Consider the following 16,190-nt stretch of genomic DNA (forward strand, 5'->3'; position numbering starts at 1 on the left):
GCGCAAGCGCAACGGCCGCCGGCCGCGCAGGTGCTGCGAAGCGGTTGCGTGCACAACCTCTGCGGCTCACCGACGTAACCGACGGGACGCACGATGCAACCGGCTGCCGCCTTGCCCGCCCCGCGCTCGGCGCGACGCGATCGAAGGGGCGCTCCTATAATCGACGCCATCTGCCACTCGCTTCGCGGTTGCCGGGATGACGACCTTGCTTGCCGTACCGCCCATGAGCCTGTCCGACCCGTTGCGCGACCCGCCCGACAACGCCGATTTCGGCGCGATGCTCGCGCATTTCCGCCTGCTCGAACCGGTGTTCGATGCGCTGCCGGACGTCGCGTTCTTCGTGAAGGATGCGAGCGGCCGCTACGCGCTCGTCAATCGCACGCTGGCGATGCGCTGCGGCTACAAGGACAAGCGCGACCTGCTGGGGAAGACCGCCGACGAGGTGTTTCCGCGCCGCTTCGGCCGCAGTTACTTCGAGCAGGACATGGCGACGATCAACGCCGGCCAGCAGTTGATGGATCAGCTCGAGCTGCACCTGTATCCGGGTCGCCAGCCGGGCTGGTGCCTGACCTGCAAGGAGCCGCTGCGCGACGCCGCGGGCGGGGTGGTGGGTCTCGCGGGCATCTCGCGCGACCTGAAGGCGCACGAGGGCTCGCATCCGGCGTACAGCCGGCTCGCCGACGTGGTCCAGCACATCCAGGATCATTACGTGCAGCCGCTGAACCTGAAGCAGCTCGCGCAGATGGCCGGCATGTCGGTCGCGCAGCTCGAACGCTACTTCCACAAGGTGTTCCACCTGACGCCGCGCCAGGTGCTGCTGAAGACGCGGCTCGACGCGGCCACCGCGCTGCTCGTCACGCACGACAAGGTGACCGACGTCGCCGCGCTATGCGGCTACACGGATCACAGCGCGTTCACGCGCCAGTTCAAGGCGACGGTCGGCGTGACGCCGACGGAATACCGGTTGATGCTGCAGGAGCGGGCGGGGTGACGCGACTCGCCGGCGTGGCCGGCGCGTCGCAGGGATCGGGGTAAGGCGGGGAAACTGGAAAGGGTGAAAGCGGCGGCTCAGCGGTAACCGAGCCCTTTCAGGACGGCCGTGCCGTCTTCGGTCAGCCGGAAGCTCGGGGCCGTATCGGGGTCGAGCTTGACCATTTCGACGAGGCCGGCTTCCTGCAGCGCGGGCAATTCGGGTTTGGCGTTCGCGCCGATCGGTGCATGCAGCAGCACGAGCAGCGTCGCGATTTCGTGATGACTGAGCAGGCGGCGCAGCATCGTCTTCTTTGCAGGGGGCGCGGCCGGGCGGCCCGCGGGTGCTTCTACGGCGCTCATCGCTTTCCTCCTTTTCGAGATAACCATCGGGTACTGGTTGCGGATGGTGCCGTCGAAGACTTAAGCGATTCTTAAAACGGGGGCGGGCGACGCAATGCTGCACTGCGGTATGGGTTACGGCATGTAACGTCAGGCGAAGCGCGGCTTCCGACACGACCGTGGCAGGCCGCGCGGGCCGGTACTCGGCGGCGCGATATACCCCGATGGCGCGGGCGGGGGGGGCTCATCCCGTCGATCGCCGAATCGCGAGCACGGTCCGGCCCCAAACTCCGCGTCCTGTCCTTATTTTCGCCGCTGCGCCTGCGCGGCGAGCCGCACGGCCGCATTCGCCGCGCCGTAGCCGTCGTACCCGCCGCGCCGTTCGACGATCTCGAGCGAGAAGCGGTTGTCGACCAGTTCCGTATACGCATGCAGGAATTCGCCGCCGTGCTCGTCGCGGTCGTACAGCAGGTGATGCGCGCTCAGCGTGTCGATCAGCTCGTCCGGCAGCGCGTAGCGCGCGGCGAGATCGTCGTAGTAGTTGGCCGGAATGCGCAGGAACGGCACGCCGTCGGCTGCGAAGGCGGCAACCGTCTTCACGATGTCGTCGGTGCGGAACGCGACGTGGTTCAGCCCGGTGCCGTGATAGCGGTCGAGCGATTCGGCGACGGCCGTGTGACGGTCGACCGACGCGTTCAGCGCGATCCGCACCGAGCCGTCGGCGCTGCGCACCGCGCGGCTGCGCATCAGCCCGTACGGGTCGGGCACGAGCCAGCTGCGCTCGGCCTCGAAGCCGAACGCCGTCTTGAAGAACAGGATCCAGGTGTCGAGCGCGTCGGCCGGCAGCGCGAGGCACACGTGATCGATGCCCGTCAGCGGGCCGACCTCGGTCGGGCCGTCGATGTCGGTCAGCACGAAGTCCGATTCATATAGCGTCGGCGTATCCGGCGCTTCGTCGACGAAATATTCGAGGCTGCCGTCCGGCGCCTTCACGCTCGGCAGCACGCGCTCGTTCGGCCCGACCCGGCCGGAGAACGGCGCATAGCCGAAGCCGGCCGCGCGTTCGAACGCCACGTTCGCATCGTCGACGCGGAACGCGGACGCGCACAGCGACAGCCCGTGCTGCTGGAAGAACGCATCGGCGAACGAGTCGCGCTCGGCGTTGAGCACGATCGACGCGGCGCCGTGCTGGAACAGCGTCACGTCCTTGGAGCGATGCCGGCCGGCGAGCCGGAAGCGCATCCGGCCGAGCCATTCGCCGACGGTCGCCGCCGCCTGCGCGTCGACCGCGAATTCGATGAACTGGAACCCGACGTGCGCGGGCGGCGCGGGCGGGGCGAACAGCGGCTGGCTGGCGGCCGGCGCGCGGCCCTCCTGCGCGAGCCGCGCGCGCGTCAGGTCTTCCAGATAGAGCAGCGAGCGATGGCCGTCGGCGGCCGTGAGCGCGGTCGGCGCCGCGCGGAAGCCGTCGTTGAAGATCTCGAGCGACAGCGGGCCCGTATAGCCCGACTCGATCACGCGCGCGGTGAAGCGCGCCAGGTCGAAGTCGCCCTGGCCCGGGAACGAGCGGTAGTGGCGGCTCCATTCGAGCACGTCCATCACGAGCTTCGGCGCGTCGGCGATCTGCACGAACGCGATCCGGTCGCCGGGGATGTCGGCGATCCCGTCCGGCGAATCGTCGAGCGACAGCGTGTGGAAGCTGTCGAGCGCGAGGCCGAGGTGCGGGCTGTTCACCGCGTTCACGAGCTTCCACGCGTGGCCGTACCGCTTCACGACGCGGCCCCACGCGAGCGCTTCGTATGCGGCCACCACGCCAGCCTGCCGGGCGGCTTCGGCGAGCACGCCGAGCTGGTCGACGAGCAACCCGTCGTCGGCGATCGTATCGGCCGCCACGCTGCTGCAGACGAGGATGCGGTCGGTGCCGAGCGCATGCATCACGTCGAACTTGCGCTTGATCCGGTCGAGATTGCGCGCGAGCTGGGCCGGGCTCACGCCCTCGAAGTCGCGAAACGGCTGGAACAGCACGATGTCGAGGCCGAGATCGGCGGCCATGCGCCGGACGTCGGCCGGCGATCCGTCGAAGTAGACGAGGTCGTTTTCGAAGATTTCGACGCCGTCGAAGCCCGCGGCCTGGACGGCGGCGAGCTTCTCGGCGAGCGTGCCGGACAGGGAGACGGTGGCGATCGAGCGCTGCATGGGCGATTCCTGCGGATGAGCGGGGCACGACGCCGGTCGAACCGACCCTGAATGAACCAGTCGTTGAGTTCGACGCGCGCGCCATATCCCGAATTTACTAGGCTAGTCATCGGTATTGTACAAACTAACTAGATGGTACAAATTAGCGAAAACCCGAAAAGACAGCCCGCTTGCGCGGGCGCACACTAGCGCCAAATTCCGATGTCTTCGGGGCGGTGCCGATCGTGGTCCGCCCCTGTTTCAGGAGCAGAAACACGATGAGCAAGCACAAGGTGCTGGTGCTGAACGGCCCGAACCTCAATCTGCTGGGCACGCGCGAGCCCCATATCTACGGCGCGGAAACGCTCGCCGATCTCGAGCAGCGCTGCCGCACGGCGGCGGAAGGGCTCGGGCTGGAAATCGAGTTCCGCCAGTCGAACGCCGAGCATCAACTGATCGACTGGCTGCATGCCGCGCGTCACGACACGCACGGCATCGTGATCAATCCGGCCGCCTATACGCATACGTCGGTGGCGCTGGCCGACGCGCTTTCCGCGATCGCGAAGCCGGTGATCGAAGTGCATATCTCGAACGTCCATCGCCGCGAGGCATTTCGCCACCATTCGTATATCTCGGCGATTGCCGAAGCCGTGATCTGCGGCTGCGGCACCGAAGGCTACGTGTTCGCGCTGCAGCGCCTGGCGACGCTGTTCGCGCAGGGAGCCGCCCGATGAGCCGCCCGTCGTTTCTGATCGGCCTGATCGGCCAGGGCATCGGCGGTTCGCTGTCGCCCGCGATGCACGAGGAAGAAGGGTTCCGCCAGGGTTTCGGCTACGTGTACCGGCGCATCGATCTCGATGTGCTCGGCGTGACCGCCGACGCGCTGCCGCAGCTGCTCGACGCCGCGCAGCGGATGGGCTACAACGGGCTGAACATCACGCACCCGTGCAAGCAGCGCGTGATCGAGCACCTCGACGCGCTGTCGGACGACGCGCGCGCGCTCGGCGCGGTGAACACCGTGCTGTTCAAGGACGGCAAGCGGATCGGCCACAACACCGACTGGTCGGGTTTCGCGAAATCGTTCAGCCGCGGGCTGCCCGGCGCGTCGCTCGAACGCGTCGTCCAGCTCGGTGCGGGCGGCGCGGGCGCGGCCGTCGCGCACGCGGCGCTGCAGATGGGCGCGGCCGAACTGACGATTGTCGACGTCGACGGCACGCGCGCCACCGCGCTGGCGGGCGAATTGCAGCAACGCTTCCCCGCTGCCCGGGTCACGCCGGGCAGCGATCTCGCGGCCGCGATGCGCGCCGCGACCGGCCTGATCCACTGCACGCCGACCGGCATGGTCAAGCATCCGGGCCTGCCGCTGCCGGCCGACCTGCTCCACGCGGGCATGTGGGTGGCCGACATCGTGTATTTCCCGCTCGAAACCGAACTGATCCACGCCGCGCGCGCGGCCGGCTGCGCCACGCTGCCGGGCGGCGGGATGGCCGTGTACCAGGCCGTCGACGCGTTCGAGCTCTTCACCGGACGCACGCCCGACGCCGAGCGGATGTTCAGTCACTTTCAGTCGCTCGTCGCGCGCTGACCCCCTTACAGACAAAGAGACCAGGAGACGACCATGCAGCACACCACCCACACGAGCGCCGCGCCGGCGCAGGCGGCCGGCACGGTCCGGCGCACGTCGGCGCGCTACAAGATCCTCGCGCTGCTCGCGATCGGCACGATGATCAACTATCTCGACCGCACCGTGCTGGGCGTGGCTGCGCCGCAGCTCACCAAGGAGCTCGGCATCAATGCGGCCGTGATGGGCATCATGTTCTCCGCGTTTTCGTGGACGTACGTGGCGATGCAGGTGCCCGGCGGCCTGTTCCTCGACCGCTTCGGCAGCAAGGTCACCTATTACTGGTCGATGACGCTGTGGTCGCTGTGCACGTTCCTCCAAGGCTTCGTGCCGGGTGTCGCGACGCTGCTCGCGTGCCGGCTCGGTCTCGGCGTGACGGAAGCGCCGTGCTTCCCGACCAACAGCCGCGTCGTCGCGACGTGGTTCCCGCAGAACGAACGCGCGATGGCGACGGGTACCTATACCGTCGGCGAATACATCGGCCTCGCGTTCTTCAGCCCGGTGCTGTTCGCGCTGATGGGCGCGTTCGGCTGGCGCTCGCTGTTCTGGGTCGTGGGCGCGGTCGGCATTGCGTTCGGCCTGATCTGGTGGAAGTTCTACCACGAGCCGCGCAACCATCCGGGCGCGAACTCCGAGGAACTCGCGTACATCGAAGCGGGCGGCGGTCTCGTTCACGGCGCGCACAAGAGCGGCGACAAGGGCGACAAGCGGGCGCAGGCCCGGTTCAGCTGGTCGATGGTCGGCCAGCTGGTGAAGAAGCGCCAGCTCGCGGGCATCTGCCTCGGCCAGTTCGCCGGCAACTCGACGCTCGTGTTCTTCCTGACCTGGTTCCCGACCTATCTGGCAACCGAACGCCACATGGGCTGGCTGAAGATCGGCTTCTTCGCGGTGATGCCGTTCATCGCCGCGTCGGTCGGCGTGATGTTCGGCGGGATCTTCTCCGACTGGCTGCTGCGCCGCGGCAAGTCCGCGAACCTCGCACGCAAGCTGCCGATCATCGCGGGCCTGCTGCTCGCGTCGACGATCATTCTCGCGAACTACGTGCAGAGCAACGAAGCGGTGATCGCGATCATGTCGGTTGCATTCTTCGCGCAGGGCATGGCCGCACTCGGCTGGACGCTCGTGTCTGATATCGCACCGGATGGCCTGCTCGGCGTGACGGGCGGCATCTTCAACTTCGCGGCGAACCTCGCCGGCATCATCACGCCGCTCGTCGTCGGCTTCATCGTCGCGTCGACCGGCTCGTTCGTCGGCGCGCTCGTGTTCATCGGCGTGATCGCGCTGGTCGGTGCGCTGTCGTACATCTTCGTCGTCGGCGACATCAAGCGGATCGAGCTGTAAGCACTGGTTCCCCGCACATTCGGTGCGTTCGCCCGGCGGCCAATCGGCCGCCGGGCTTTTTTGTTTGCGGGCGCCGGCGGGCGGGCCGGCATGCACCCCGCTTCATGCGGGCTGCATCGCGATGCCGAGCGATTCGACCGCGGCCGCGATCGCGGCGACCGCACGCCGGATATCGCCCGCATCGATCGCGCCGATGCAGCCGACGCGGAACGTCTCGAGCCGCGTGAGCTTGCCCGGATACAGGATGAAGCCCGCGCCGCGCACCGCGTCGTAGAAGCGGCGGAAATCGTAGGCCGGATGGTCGGGCGCGTGAAACGTGACGATGACCGGCGCCTGCACGCTCGCGTCGAGGAACGGCACGAAGCCGAGCGCGCGCATCGAGTCGACCAGTGTCCGGCAGTTGTCCGCATAACGTGCGCCCCGCGCCGGCTGGCCGCCTTCGGCGAGGTACTGGTCGAGCGCGGCGCGCAGCGCGGCAATCACGTGCGTCGGCGGTGTGAAGCGCCATTGCCCCGTCTTGCGCAGATACGCGTACTGATCGTGGAGGTCGAGCGCGAGCGACGGCGAGTTGCCCTCGCTCGCGTCGAGCGCGTCGCGCCGGACGATCGCGAACCCCATCCCCGGCACCCCTTCGAGACATTTGCCGCTGGCCGAGATCAGCGCGTCGATGCCGCTGTCCGCCAGCGCGATCGGCAGCGCGCCGAACGAACTCATCGCATCGACGATCAGCCGCTTGCCGTGCCGCCGGCATGCGGCCGCGATCGCGTCGAGCGGATTCAGGATTCCGGCGCTCGTTTCCAGGTGCACGAGCGCGACGTGCGTGATGCGCGGCTCGCGCGCGAACGCGGCCTCGACGGCCGCCGCGTCGACGGCCGCGTCCTCGCCGAACGGCAACGCGATCGCGTCGATGCCGAGCCGGCCGAGAATCTTCAGGATGCGCGCGCAATACGCGCCGTTGTCGGGCACCAGCACGACGCCGTCGCGCGGCACCAGCGTGCCGAGCGCGGCTTCGACCGAGAACGTGCCGCTGCCCTGCATCGGCACGCACACGTACTCGTCTCCGCCATGCGCGATGGCGACGAGATCCGCGCAGACGCTGGCCGTCAACTGATTGAAAGCAGTGTCCCACGACCCCCAGTCATGTTGCATTGCATGGCGTGTCGTGGCGGACGTGGTGAGCGGGCCGGGCGTGAGCAGGATCGGGTCGGGCATGGCTTTTATCTCCAGCAAAGGGTGGACGAAACACCGGACGGCATGTCTGAATGACTTGCATGATAGTGGCAAAATGTGTCATTTTTTGGAAATTGTGGCATTCGTCACGGCTTTGTCATCGAACGCTGTGATCCTTCGGTTGCCGCGCGACACCCAGCCTGAGCGCGGTAGCGTGGCGGGCCGTCCAGCGGCCTGCCCGGAGATAACAGGAGAGCCGGATCGTGCCCCGGCCGTTTGGTGTTCCGCCTACGGAGAAGTGAGATGACACTGCAGAAACCCTCGCGCGCCGCTGCCGGCGCGTTCCGCAAGCTCGCGCTGGCCGCGTGCGCCGCCGGTCTGCTGCAAGGCGCCGCGATGCCGGCGCATGCGGCGAACGCGGTCGTGCTGTACACGGCGGACGGCCTCGAGAACCTCTATCGCGATGTGCTGCCGGCTTTCGAGAAGAAGGAAGGCGTGAAGGTCAACATCGTGACGGCGGGCAGCGGCGAGGTGGTGAACCGCGCGAACATCGAGAAGAATTCCCCGAAGGCCGACGTGATCGTCACGTTGCCGCCGTTCATCCAGCAAGCCGGCCAGATGGGCCTGCTGCAGCCGTACCAGAGCGTGAACTACAAGAACGTGCCGGCCATCGCGAAGGCCGAGGACGGCACGTGGGCGACCTTCGTGAACAACTACTTCTCCTTCGCGATCAACCCGGACGTCGTGAAGAACCAGCCGAAGACGTTCGCCGACCTGCTGTCGCCCAGCTATGCCGGCAAGGTCGCGTACTCGAACCCGGCCACGGCCGGCGACGGGATGGCCGTGCTGATCCTGACGACGTCGCTGATGGGCGAGGACAAGGCGTTCGACTACCTCGCGAAGCTGTCGCAGAGCGTGAAGTTCCACACGAAGGGCACCGGCTACCTGAACGTGCTGCTGTCGCGTAACGAGATCAGCGTCGCGAACGGCGATCTGCAGATGGATCTCGACGACGCCGAACACGGCGCGCTGTCCGTCAAGCCGATCTTCCTGGCCGCGAAGGCCGGCGACCAGCCGACCACGTTTCAGCTCCCGTACGGCATCGGCCTGATCAAGAGCGGCCCGAATCAGGACGCCGGCAGGAAGCTGATCGACTACCTGATGTCGACGGAAGTGCAGTCGAAGGTGCCGGACATGTACGGCATCCCGGGCCGTACCGACGTGCCGCTGGCCGGCAAGAACGGCGAAGCGGTCAAGAAGGCGATCGCGGGCGTGAAGCTGATTCCGGTCGACTGGACCCAGGTGATGGCGAAGAAGCCGGAATGGATCGAGCGCTGGAAGAAGGACGTGATCGGCAGCTCGGGCAAGCAGCTCGACGTCGTCAAGCCGAAGTGACCGGCGCACGCCGCCTGTATCAGCGAGCAAGAGGATGAACCCGGTGGACACCACCCTGACCCATCCCGGCGCATTCGGCGCCGCCGAACCGCACGCGACGCTGCGGTCCGGCGCGCCGGGCGGCGTGCAGATCGAGCATCTGAGCGTGCGCTACGGCGCACGCACGGTGCTGGAAGATCTGTCGCTGTCGATCGGCGCCGGTGAATTTCTGACCGTGCTCGGCAAGAGCGGCTGCGGCAAGACCACGCTGCTGCGCTTCATCGCCGGGTTCGTGAAGGCCGACGGCCTGACCGGCACGCTGACCGTGGCCGGACGCGACCTGACCCATGCGCCGCCGCACAAGCGCAATCTCGGTCTGCTGTTCCAGAATTACGCGCTGTTTCCGCACCTGTCGGTGTTCGAGAACGTCGCATTCGGGCTGCGCGCACGCGGCATGGCGTCGTCGGAAGTGACGCGCCGCGTCGCCGATGCGCTCAAGCTCGTGCAGCTCGGCGACACGGGCCACCATCTGCCGGCGCAACTGTCGGGCGGGATGCAGCAACGCGTCGCGCTGGCCCGCGCGCTCGTGATCGAGCCCGACGTGCTGCTGCTCGACGAGCCGCTGTCGGCGCTCGACGCCAACCTGCGCGCGTCGGTGCGCAGCGAACTGAAGGCGCTGCACGAGCGCCTGCCGAACCTGACCGTCGTCTGCGTGACGCACGACCGCGACGATGCGCTCGTGCTGTCCGACCGCGCGCTGCTGATGCGCGACGGCCACATCGCGCAGCTCGGCACGCCGCAACAGTTGTACGACGCGCCGCGGGACGGCTACGTCGCGCGCTATCTCGGCCCGGCGAACCTGCTGCCGCCGCACGTGATCTTTCCGCTCGGCGATCCGCGCCACGAGGTGCGCGACAAGGTCGCGTGCGTACGCCCCGAGCGTCTCACCGTGATGCCGCCCGCGGCGGGCGGCCTGCACGGCACCGTGTCGTCGGTCGAATGGCAGGGCGCGGATCTGTCGATCGCGGTCGTGATCGACGCGGCGCCCGACGAGCCCGTGCGCGTCACGATGCAACGCGGCCGCGGCGCGGCTCCCGAGCGCGGTGCGCGCGTGTCCCTGCATTGCGAGGCAGACGATGTCGTCCTTATCGAGCCCTGAAGCCGGCCTGCCGCCGCACGTGCTCGCGTCGGCCGCCGCACACGCCGCCGCCGCGCGGCGCCGCAGGCGCGTGGGCGACCTGCACCTGGCCGCGTTGGCGATCGTCGTGCTGGGCCCGCTCGTCGTCTATCCGCTGGTGCGGCTCGTGCTGCTGAGCGTGTCGGGCGATCACGGGCTGAGTTTCGCCGCGTACCGCACCTTCTTCGGCAATCCCGACACGCGCAACGTGCTGCTGACGACGCTCGGCGTGCTGTTCGCGAGCGCCGGCACAGCGTCGGTGCTCGGCGTGCTGCTGGCCGCGCTGCTGTTCTTCCGGCCGTTCCCGGGCGCGTCGCTCGTTACGCGCTTCCTGGAGCTGTACGTCGCGTTTCCGTCGTTCCTCGTCGCGTTCACGCTGATCTTCCTGTACGGCTCGCAGGGCTCGATCAGCATCGCGCTGCAGCACCTGTTCCATCTCGAGAATCCGCCGCTCGACTTTCTGTTCGGCATCGGCGGCGTGATTCTCGCGCAGACCGTGTTCTACACGCCGTTCGTCGTGCGGCCGACGCTCGCGTCGTTCGCGACGCTCGACCTGCGGCTGATCGAAGCCGCGCGCAGCCTCGGCGCGTCCGGCTGGATGCTCGCGCGCCGCGTCGTGCTGCCGATCGCATGGCCGGGCATCGCCGCCGGCACCGTGCTGTGCTTTCTGCTGACGCTGAACGAGTTCGGCATCCTGCTTGTGCTCGGCAGCGCGCGGCTCGTCACGCTGCCGGTCGCGATCTACAGCAGCGCGACCGTCGATCTCGACCTGCCGACCGCGTCGGCCGGCGCGGTCGTGATGTTGACGCTGTCGCTGGCGCTGTATGCGGTTTATCGCCGGGTGAACCGGCGTGCGACGGGAGGGAACGATGTCCGCTGAATTCCGTATCGGGCAGGCCGTGCCGCGTCACCCGCCCGGCTGGACCGACGCGCTGCTCAAGCATGCGTCGCGCGCCGCGCTCGCGCTGGCCGCATTCGCGTGCTTCTGGCTGTTCGTGCTGCCGGTCGTCGTCGTCGCGCTGTCGAGCGTGTCGACGCAATGGTCGGGCACGATTCTGCCGGCCGGCTACAGCCTGCGCTGGTTCGAGCGGCTCGGCTCGCCGGAATACGACGCGCTGCTGACCAGCCTCGAAATCGGCTTCGGCGTATCGGCGCTCGGCACGATCCTCGGGCTGTGGCTGGCGCTCGCGCTCGAAGGGCGCGACCGGCGCGGCTTGGGCGCGCTCGTCGACGCGCTCGTGATGGTGCCGAACGGCGTGCCGAGCGTCGTGCTCGGGCTCGCGGTGCTGATCGCGTATCACCAGAAGCCGCTCGACCTGTCGAGCTCGGCGGCGATCGTCGTGCTGGTGCAGCTCGCGCTGATTCTGCCGTTCTGCTATCGCTGCGCGGCCGCCGCGCTGCGCCCGGAACTGACCGTGCTGCGCGAAGCCGCCGCGAGCCTTGGTGCGCCGCCCGCGATGGTGTTGCGCCGCGTGCTGCTGCCGCAGCTCGTGCCGGCGCTGCGCGCGAGCCTCGCGCTCGGCTTCGCGCTGTCGCTCGGCGAGCTCGGCGCAACGCTGACGGTGTATCCGCCCGGCTTCGCGACCGTGCCGATCGTCGTGATCGGCCAGGTGGAGCGCGGTTACTACCTGCCCGCCTCGGCGCTGTCGCTGCTGATGCTCGGCGCGTCGCTCGCGGCGCTGCTGCTGATCGCCGCGCGCGTGCCGCGCGGCAAGCGGGCGGCATCATGAACGCCGCGTTCGCGTTGCGGCTCCCCGGCGAGCAACCGGCCGCCGGCAAGGGTTCGTCGGATCTCGCGGGACGCTCGATCGACGTCAACGGCCGGCGCTACCGGTTGCCGGTGGACCCGACCGTTGTCATCTGTGTCGACGGCTGCGAGTACGACTATCTCGAATGCGCGGTGGAAGCCGGCGTTGCGCCGTTCATCGGCCGGATGATCGCGGAAGGCACCGCATGGCGCGCCGATTGCGTCGTGCCGACCTTCACCAACCCGAACAACCTGTCGATCGTCTGCGGCGTGCCGCCGTCGGTCCACGGCATCTGCGGCAACTATTTCTGGGACCCGACCGCCGACGGCGGGCGCGGCGCCGAAGTCATGATGAACGACCCGGCCTACCTGCGGGCCGGCACGTTGCTCGCGGCGGCGTCCGACGCCGGCGCGCGGGTGGCCGTCGTGACCGCGAAGGACAAGCTGCGCCGGCTGCTCGGCTGGCAATTGAACGGCATCTGCTTTTCGGCCGAGAAGGCCGCGCAGGCCAATCTCGCGGAAAACGGTATCGTCGGCGTGCTCGACTGGGTCGGCCTGCCGTCGCCGGACGTCTATAGCGCGGCGTTGTCCGAATTCGTGTTCGCGGCCGGCGTCCGGCTCGCGCAGACGCGGCAGGTCGACCTGATGTACCTGTCGACCACCGACTACGTGCAGCACAAGTGCGAGCCGGGCAGTGCCGGCGCGAACGCGTTCTACGCGATGATGGACGGCTACCTCGCGCAGCTCGACGCGCTTGGCTGGGCGATCGGCCTCACGGCCGACCACGGGATGAACGCGAAGCACGATCCGGCGACGGGCCGGCCGAACGTGATCTATCTGCAGGATGCCTTCGACGGCTGGTACGGCAAGCAGGCTGCGCGCGTGATCCTGCCGATTACCGATCCGTACGTCGTGCATCACGGGGCGCTCGGTTCGTTTGCGACGATCTACCTGGCGCCGGGCGTCGACCGGGCCGAGGCGATGTGGCGCGTCGGCGGACTCGACGGCGTCGAGCTCGTGCTCGACAACGCGGAAGCTGCCGCTCGTTTCGAACTGCCGGCCGACCGGATCGGCGATCTCGTCGTGATCGGCCGCCGCGACATGACGCTCGGCACCCGCGAGCGCGAACACGATCTGTCGGGGCTCACGGTGCCGTTGCGTTCGCATGGCGGCGTATCCGAGCAGGAAGTGCCGCTGCTGTTCAATCGCCGTATCGAGCGGGACGATCCCGCACGTCGCCCGCGCAACTTCGACGTGTTCGATTTCGTGTTGAACCGGATCGCGACATGATGGCTCATCCGCGGCAGGATCATCCGTCGTTTCGTGCCGAGGCGTTGCGCTGGTGCGGCACGCACGCGATGCGCGAACGCACGCTCGACGTCACGGACCCGTACACGGGCACGCGCGTCGGCACCGCACCGCTCGCCAGCGTCGACGACGTGCGCGCGGCGTTCGATTACGCGATGGCCTATCGGCCGACGCTCACGCGGTACGCGCGCTCGCAGATTCTCGAACGTGCGGCCGCGCTGCTGCGCGAGCGCACCGAGGAAGCGTCCGACCTGATCACGCTCGAGTCGGGGCTGTCGAAACAGGATTCGCGCTACGAGATCGGCCGCGTCGCCGACGTGCTGAAGTTCGCGGCGGTCGAGGCGCTGCGCGACGACGCGCAGAGTTTCTCGTGCGATCTGACGCCCCACGGCAAGGCGCGGCGCGTGTTCTCGCAGCGCCAGCCGCTCGACGGTGTGATCGTCGCGATCACGCCGTTCAATCATCCGATGAACCAGGTCGCGCACAAGATCGCGCCGGCGATCGCGACCAATAACCGCGTGATCGTGAAACCGTCGGAGAAGGTGCCGCTGTCGGCGTTCTATCTGGCCGACTTGCTGTATGAAGCCGGGCTGCCGGAACCGATGCTGCAGGTGCTGACCGGCGACCCTGTCGAAATCGCGGACGAACTCGTCACGCATCCGCATGCGTCGCTGATTACCTTCACGGGCGGCGTCGCGATCGGCAAGGCGATCGCCGCGCGGGCCGGCTACCGGCGCATCGTGCTGGAGCTGGGCGGCAACGATCCGCTGATCGTCCTGGCCGATGCCGATCTCGACCGCGCGGCATCGCTGGCGGTGCTCGGCTCGTACCGGAATTCGGGCCAGCGCTGTACGGCCGTCAAGCGGATGCTGGTGCAGCGCTCGATCGCGCCCGCGTTCACCGAATTGCTCGTCGAGAAGACGCGCGCATGGAAATACGGCGATCCGTTCGATCCCGCGAACGAAATGGGCACGGTGATCGACGAGACGGCGGCGCGGCTGTTCGAGGTACGGGTGAACGAGGCGGTCGCGCAGGGCGCGCGCCTGCTGACCGGCAACGTGCGGCGCGGTGCGCTGTATGCGCCGACCGTGCTCGACAACGTCGATCCGTCGATGACGATCGTGCGCGAGGAGACCTTCGGCCCCGTGTCGCCCGTCATCGCTTTCGATACGATCGACGACGCGATCCGGATCAGCAACGGCACGGCGTTCGGGCTGTCGTCGGGTGTCTGTACGGACAGTACGGCGGCGGTCGTGCGGTTCGTGAACGAGCTGAAGGTCGGCACGGTGAACGTGTGGGAAGTGCCGGGATACCGGATCGAACTGTCGCCGTTCGGCGGGATCAAGGATTCGGGGCTCGGTTACAAGGAAGGCGTCCAGGAGGCGATGAAGAGCTTTACGAACCTGAAGACGTTTTCGCTGCCTTGGGAGTGAACGAATGGCGCTGACGGTGGAAGAGATCCACGGGCTGTATCGCGAGCATGGACATGTGGACTATAGCGGCGAACCGGTCACGCAGCTCGAACATGCATTGCAGAGCGGATTGCTGGCGGAGGAGTCCGGGGCGGACGAAGCGCTGGTCGCGGCGGCGTTCCTGCATGACCTCGGCCATCTGCTGAACCGCCAGGGCGACACGCCGAGCGCGCGCGGGATCGACGATCTGCATCAGTACTACGTGCTGCCGTTCCTGCGGCCGTTGTTTTCCCATGCGGTGCTGGAGCCGATCCGGCTGCATGTCGACGCGAAGCGCTGCCTGTGCCGCACGGATGCCGGCTACTTCGAGAGCCTGTCGCCGGACTCGGTGCGCAGTCTGGGGTTGCAGGGCGGCATCTTCAGCGAAGAGGAGGCGGTGGCGTTCCTGCGGCGCCCGTTCGCGGAGGACGCGCTGCGCCTGCGCCGCTGGGACGATACGGCGAAGGAGGAAGGCAAGCTGACGCCGGATCTCGATCACTATATGGAGATCGTCGCGCGCCAGGTGCGTGCGGCCTCCTGACGGTTCGGCTGCTTCTATATAAGGCGCCGCACGCGGCAGCGTGCGGCGCCTTATATTTTTCGCGAAACCCCTTGCGCGATCGCTGGCGGGTGCATAGAATCACGCCTCTTTCGCGCCAACGGAAACGCGGCGCGGGAGGAAGGGAAGCAGTGCTGTTGAGGTTCGGCGATAGCGAGCCTCGGCGGTACGGACGTTGAGCCCCGCAGTCGCAACGAAGTCGTTCAGAAAGTTGTTGACGAGCTGCGAAACACGGTTCATAATCTCGCTTCTCTGCTGCTGAAAACGCAGCGCTGCTGAGGGGTTCAAGATTCCTCGCAGAAACGCTCTTTAAAAATTAACAGCCGATAAGTGTGGGCGCTTGATGGTAGCGAGCTGATCCTCGGATCAGATAGCGAAAGTATCAAGAGTCTCACACTAAAGTAAGTCAGGTTTATGAAGTGATTCATATTCCTGTCAGCTTTGAGTGAGCGACCGGTTCTTAACTGAACCGAAAACAGTAACAGGTTTAAACTGAAGAGTTTGATCCTGGCTCAGATTGAACGCTGGCGGCATGCCTTACACATGCAAGTCGAACGGCAGCACGGGTGCTTGCACCTGGTGGCGAGTGGCGAACGGGTGAGTAATACATCGGAACATGTCCTGTAGTGGGGGATAGCCCGGCGAAAGCCGGATTAATACCGCATACGATCTACGGATGAAAGCGGGGGACCTTCGGGCCTCGCGCTATAGGGTTGGCCGATGGCTGATTAGCTAGTTGGTGGGGTAAAGGCCTACCAAGGCGACGATCAGTAGCTGGTCTGAGAGGACGACCAGCCACACTGGGACTGAGACACGGCCCAGACTCCTACGGGAGGCAGCAGTGGGGAATTTTGGACAATGGGCGAAAGCCTGATCCAGCAATGCCGCGTGTGTGAAGAAGGCCTTCGGGTTGTAAAGCACTTTTGTCCGGAAAGAAATCCTTGGCTCTAATACAG

At 67.2% G+C, this 16,190-nt stretch carries 15 protein-coding genes and 1 rRNA gene; 12 read left to right on the top strand and 4 right to left on the bottom strand.

All coding sequences use genetic code 11. The annotated features are described in order from the left end of the window. Window positions 1-196 precede the first annotated feature (196 nt). Window positions 197-991 carry an AraC family transcriptional regulator gene (locus H3O04_RS11045; protein WP_006480487.1) on the top strand — a complete coding sequence of 265 codons (795 nt, stop codon included), beginning with the start codon at window positions 197-199 and terminating at the stop codon, window positions 989-991. 77 nt (window positions 992-1,068) lie between these two features. Here H3O04_RS11045 and H3O04_RS11050 read toward each other — a convergent pair whose 3' ends face one another. Together H3O04_RS11050 and H3O04_RS11055 are read right to left on the bottom strand one after the other, a co-directional pair. Continuing rightward, on the bottom strand, window positions 1,069-1,332 hold the full coding sequence (locus tag H3O04_RS11050; RefSeq protein WP_006489463.1) for a hypothetical protein: 264 nt from the start codon (window positions 1,330-1,332) through the stop codon (window positions 1,069-1,071). A gap of 282 nt (window positions 1,333-1,614) precedes the next feature. Continuing rightward, window positions 1,615-3,507, bottom strand: coding sequence for a bifunctional sugar phosphate isomerase/epimerase/4-hydroxyphenylpyruvate dioxygenase family protein (locus H3O04_RS11055; RefSeq protein WP_011546893.1), 1,893 nt, complete (start codon window positions 3,505-3,507; stop codon window positions 1,615-1,617). Window positions 3,508-3,764: 257 nt separating this feature from the next. Here H3O04_RS11055 and aroQ point away from each other — a divergent pair, with 257 nt between their 5' ends. The 3 genes from aroQ to H3O04_RS11070 are packed head-to-tail and all read left to right on the top strand — an operon-like array spanning window position 3,765 to window position 6,448. After that, window positions 3,765-4,220: a type II 3-dehydroquinate dehydratase gene (gene aroQ, locus H3O04_RS11060; protein ID WP_006489476.1), complete on the top strand. Its 456-nt coding sequence runs from the start codon at window positions 3,765-3,767 to the stop codon at window positions 4,218-4,220. After that, complete coding sequence (locus H3O04_RS11065) at window positions 4,217-5,071, top strand: shikimate dehydrogenase (RefSeq protein WP_006480490.1); 855 nt, start codon at window positions 4,217-4,219, stop codon at window positions 5,069-5,071. The genes aroQ and H3O04_RS11065 overlap by 4 nt, the downstream gene beginning before the upstream one ends. A gap of 33 nt (window positions 5,072-5,104) precedes the next feature. Continuing rightward, window positions 5,105-6,448: an MFS transporter gene (locus tag H3O04_RS11070; RefSeq protein WP_202587670.1), complete on the top strand. Its 1,344-nt coding sequence runs from the start codon at window positions 5,105-5,107 to the stop codon at window positions 6,446-6,448. 102 nt (window positions 6,449-6,550) lie between these two features. Here the strand turns inward: H3O04_RS11070 and H3O04_RS11075 are convergent, their stop codons facing one another. Further along, the gene (locus H3O04_RS11075; protein WP_202587671.1) at window positions 6,551-7,660 is read right to left on the bottom strand and encodes a 2-aminoethylphosphonate--pyruvate transaminase; all 1,110 of its coding nucleotides are present in this window, start codon (window positions 7,658-7,660) and stop codon (window positions 6,551-6,553) included. Between the two features lie 261 nt (window positions 7,661-7,921). Between H3O04_RS11075 and phnS the strand changes: the two genes are divergently transcribed. The 7 genes from phnS to H3O04_RS11110 are packed head-to-tail and all read left to right on the top strand — an operon-like array spanning window position 7,922 to window position 15,216. Beyond that, the gene (gene phnS / locus H3O04_RS11080; protein WP_011546897.1) at window positions 7,922-9,013 is read left to right on the top strand and encodes a 2-aminoethylphosphonate ABC transporter substrate-binding protein; all 1,092 of its coding nucleotides are present in this window, start codon (window positions 7,922-7,924) and stop codon (window positions 9,011-9,013) included. A 34-nt stretch (window positions 9,014-9,047) separates the two neighbouring features. Then, the gene (phnT, locus tag H3O04_RS11085) at window positions 9,048-10,151 is read left to right on the top strand and encodes a 2-aminoethylphosphonate ABC transport system ATP-binding subunit PhnT (protein ID WP_006480494.1); all 1,104 of its coding nucleotides are present in this window, start codon (window positions 9,048-9,050) and stop codon (window positions 10,149-10,151) included. Next, a complete protein-coding gene (gene phnU, locus H3O04_RS11090) occupies window positions 10,129-11,049 on the top strand; it encodes a 2-aminoethylphosphonate ABC transporter permease subunit (protein WP_202587672.1) in 921 nt (306 codons plus the stop codon). Before phnT ends, phnU begins: the two co-directional genes overlap by 23 nt. Beyond that, complete coding sequence (gene phnV / locus H3O04_RS11095; RefSeq protein WP_023477046.1) at window positions 11,039-11,899, top strand: 2-aminoethylphosphonate ABC transport system, membrane component PhnV; 861 nt, start codon at window positions 11,039-11,041, stop codon at window positions 11,897-11,899. The genes phnU and phnV overlap by 11 nt, the downstream gene beginning before the upstream one ends. Further along, a complete protein-coding gene (gene phnA / locus H3O04_RS11100) occupies window positions 11,896-13,206 on the top strand; it encodes a phosphonoacetate hydrolase (protein ID WP_124476257.1) in 1,311 nt (436 codons plus the stop codon). The genes phnV and phnA overlap by 4 nt, the downstream gene beginning before the upstream one ends. Continuing rightward, window positions 13,203-14,657, top strand: a complete 1,455-nt coding sequence (gene phnY / locus H3O04_RS11105; RefSeq protein WP_006480497.1) for a phosphonoacetaldehyde dehydrogenase — start codon at window positions 13,203-13,205, stop codon at window positions 14,655-14,657. Before phnA ends, phnY begins: the two co-directional genes overlap by 4 nt. A gap of 4 nt (window positions 14,658-14,661) precedes the next feature. Further along, complete coding sequence (locus tag H3O04_RS11110) at window positions 14,662-15,216, top strand: phosphonate degradation HD-domain oxygenase (RefSeq protein WP_202587673.1); 555 nt, start codon at window positions 14,662-14,664, stop codon at window positions 15,214-15,216. A gap of 99 nt (window positions 15,217-15,315) precedes the next feature. Here H3O04_RS11110 and H3O04_RS11115 read toward each other — a convergent pair whose 3' ends face one another. Then, complete coding sequence (locus H3O04_RS11115) at window positions 15,316-15,522, bottom strand: hypothetical protein (protein WP_202587674.1); 207 nt, start codon at window positions 15,520-15,522, stop codon at window positions 15,316-15,318. Window positions 15,523-15,723: 201 nt separating this feature from the next. Here H3O04_RS11115 and H3O04_RS11120 point away from each other — a divergent pair. After that, window positions 15,724-16,190, top strand: a 16S ribosomal RNA gene (locus tag H3O04_RS11120); the annotation flags it as partial.

It is taken from the genome of Burkholderia sp. KCJ3K979 (assembly GCF_016759955.1).
Lineage (GTDB): Bacteria > Pseudomonadota > Gammaproteobacteria > Burkholderiales > Burkholderiaceae > Burkholderia > Burkholderia orbicola.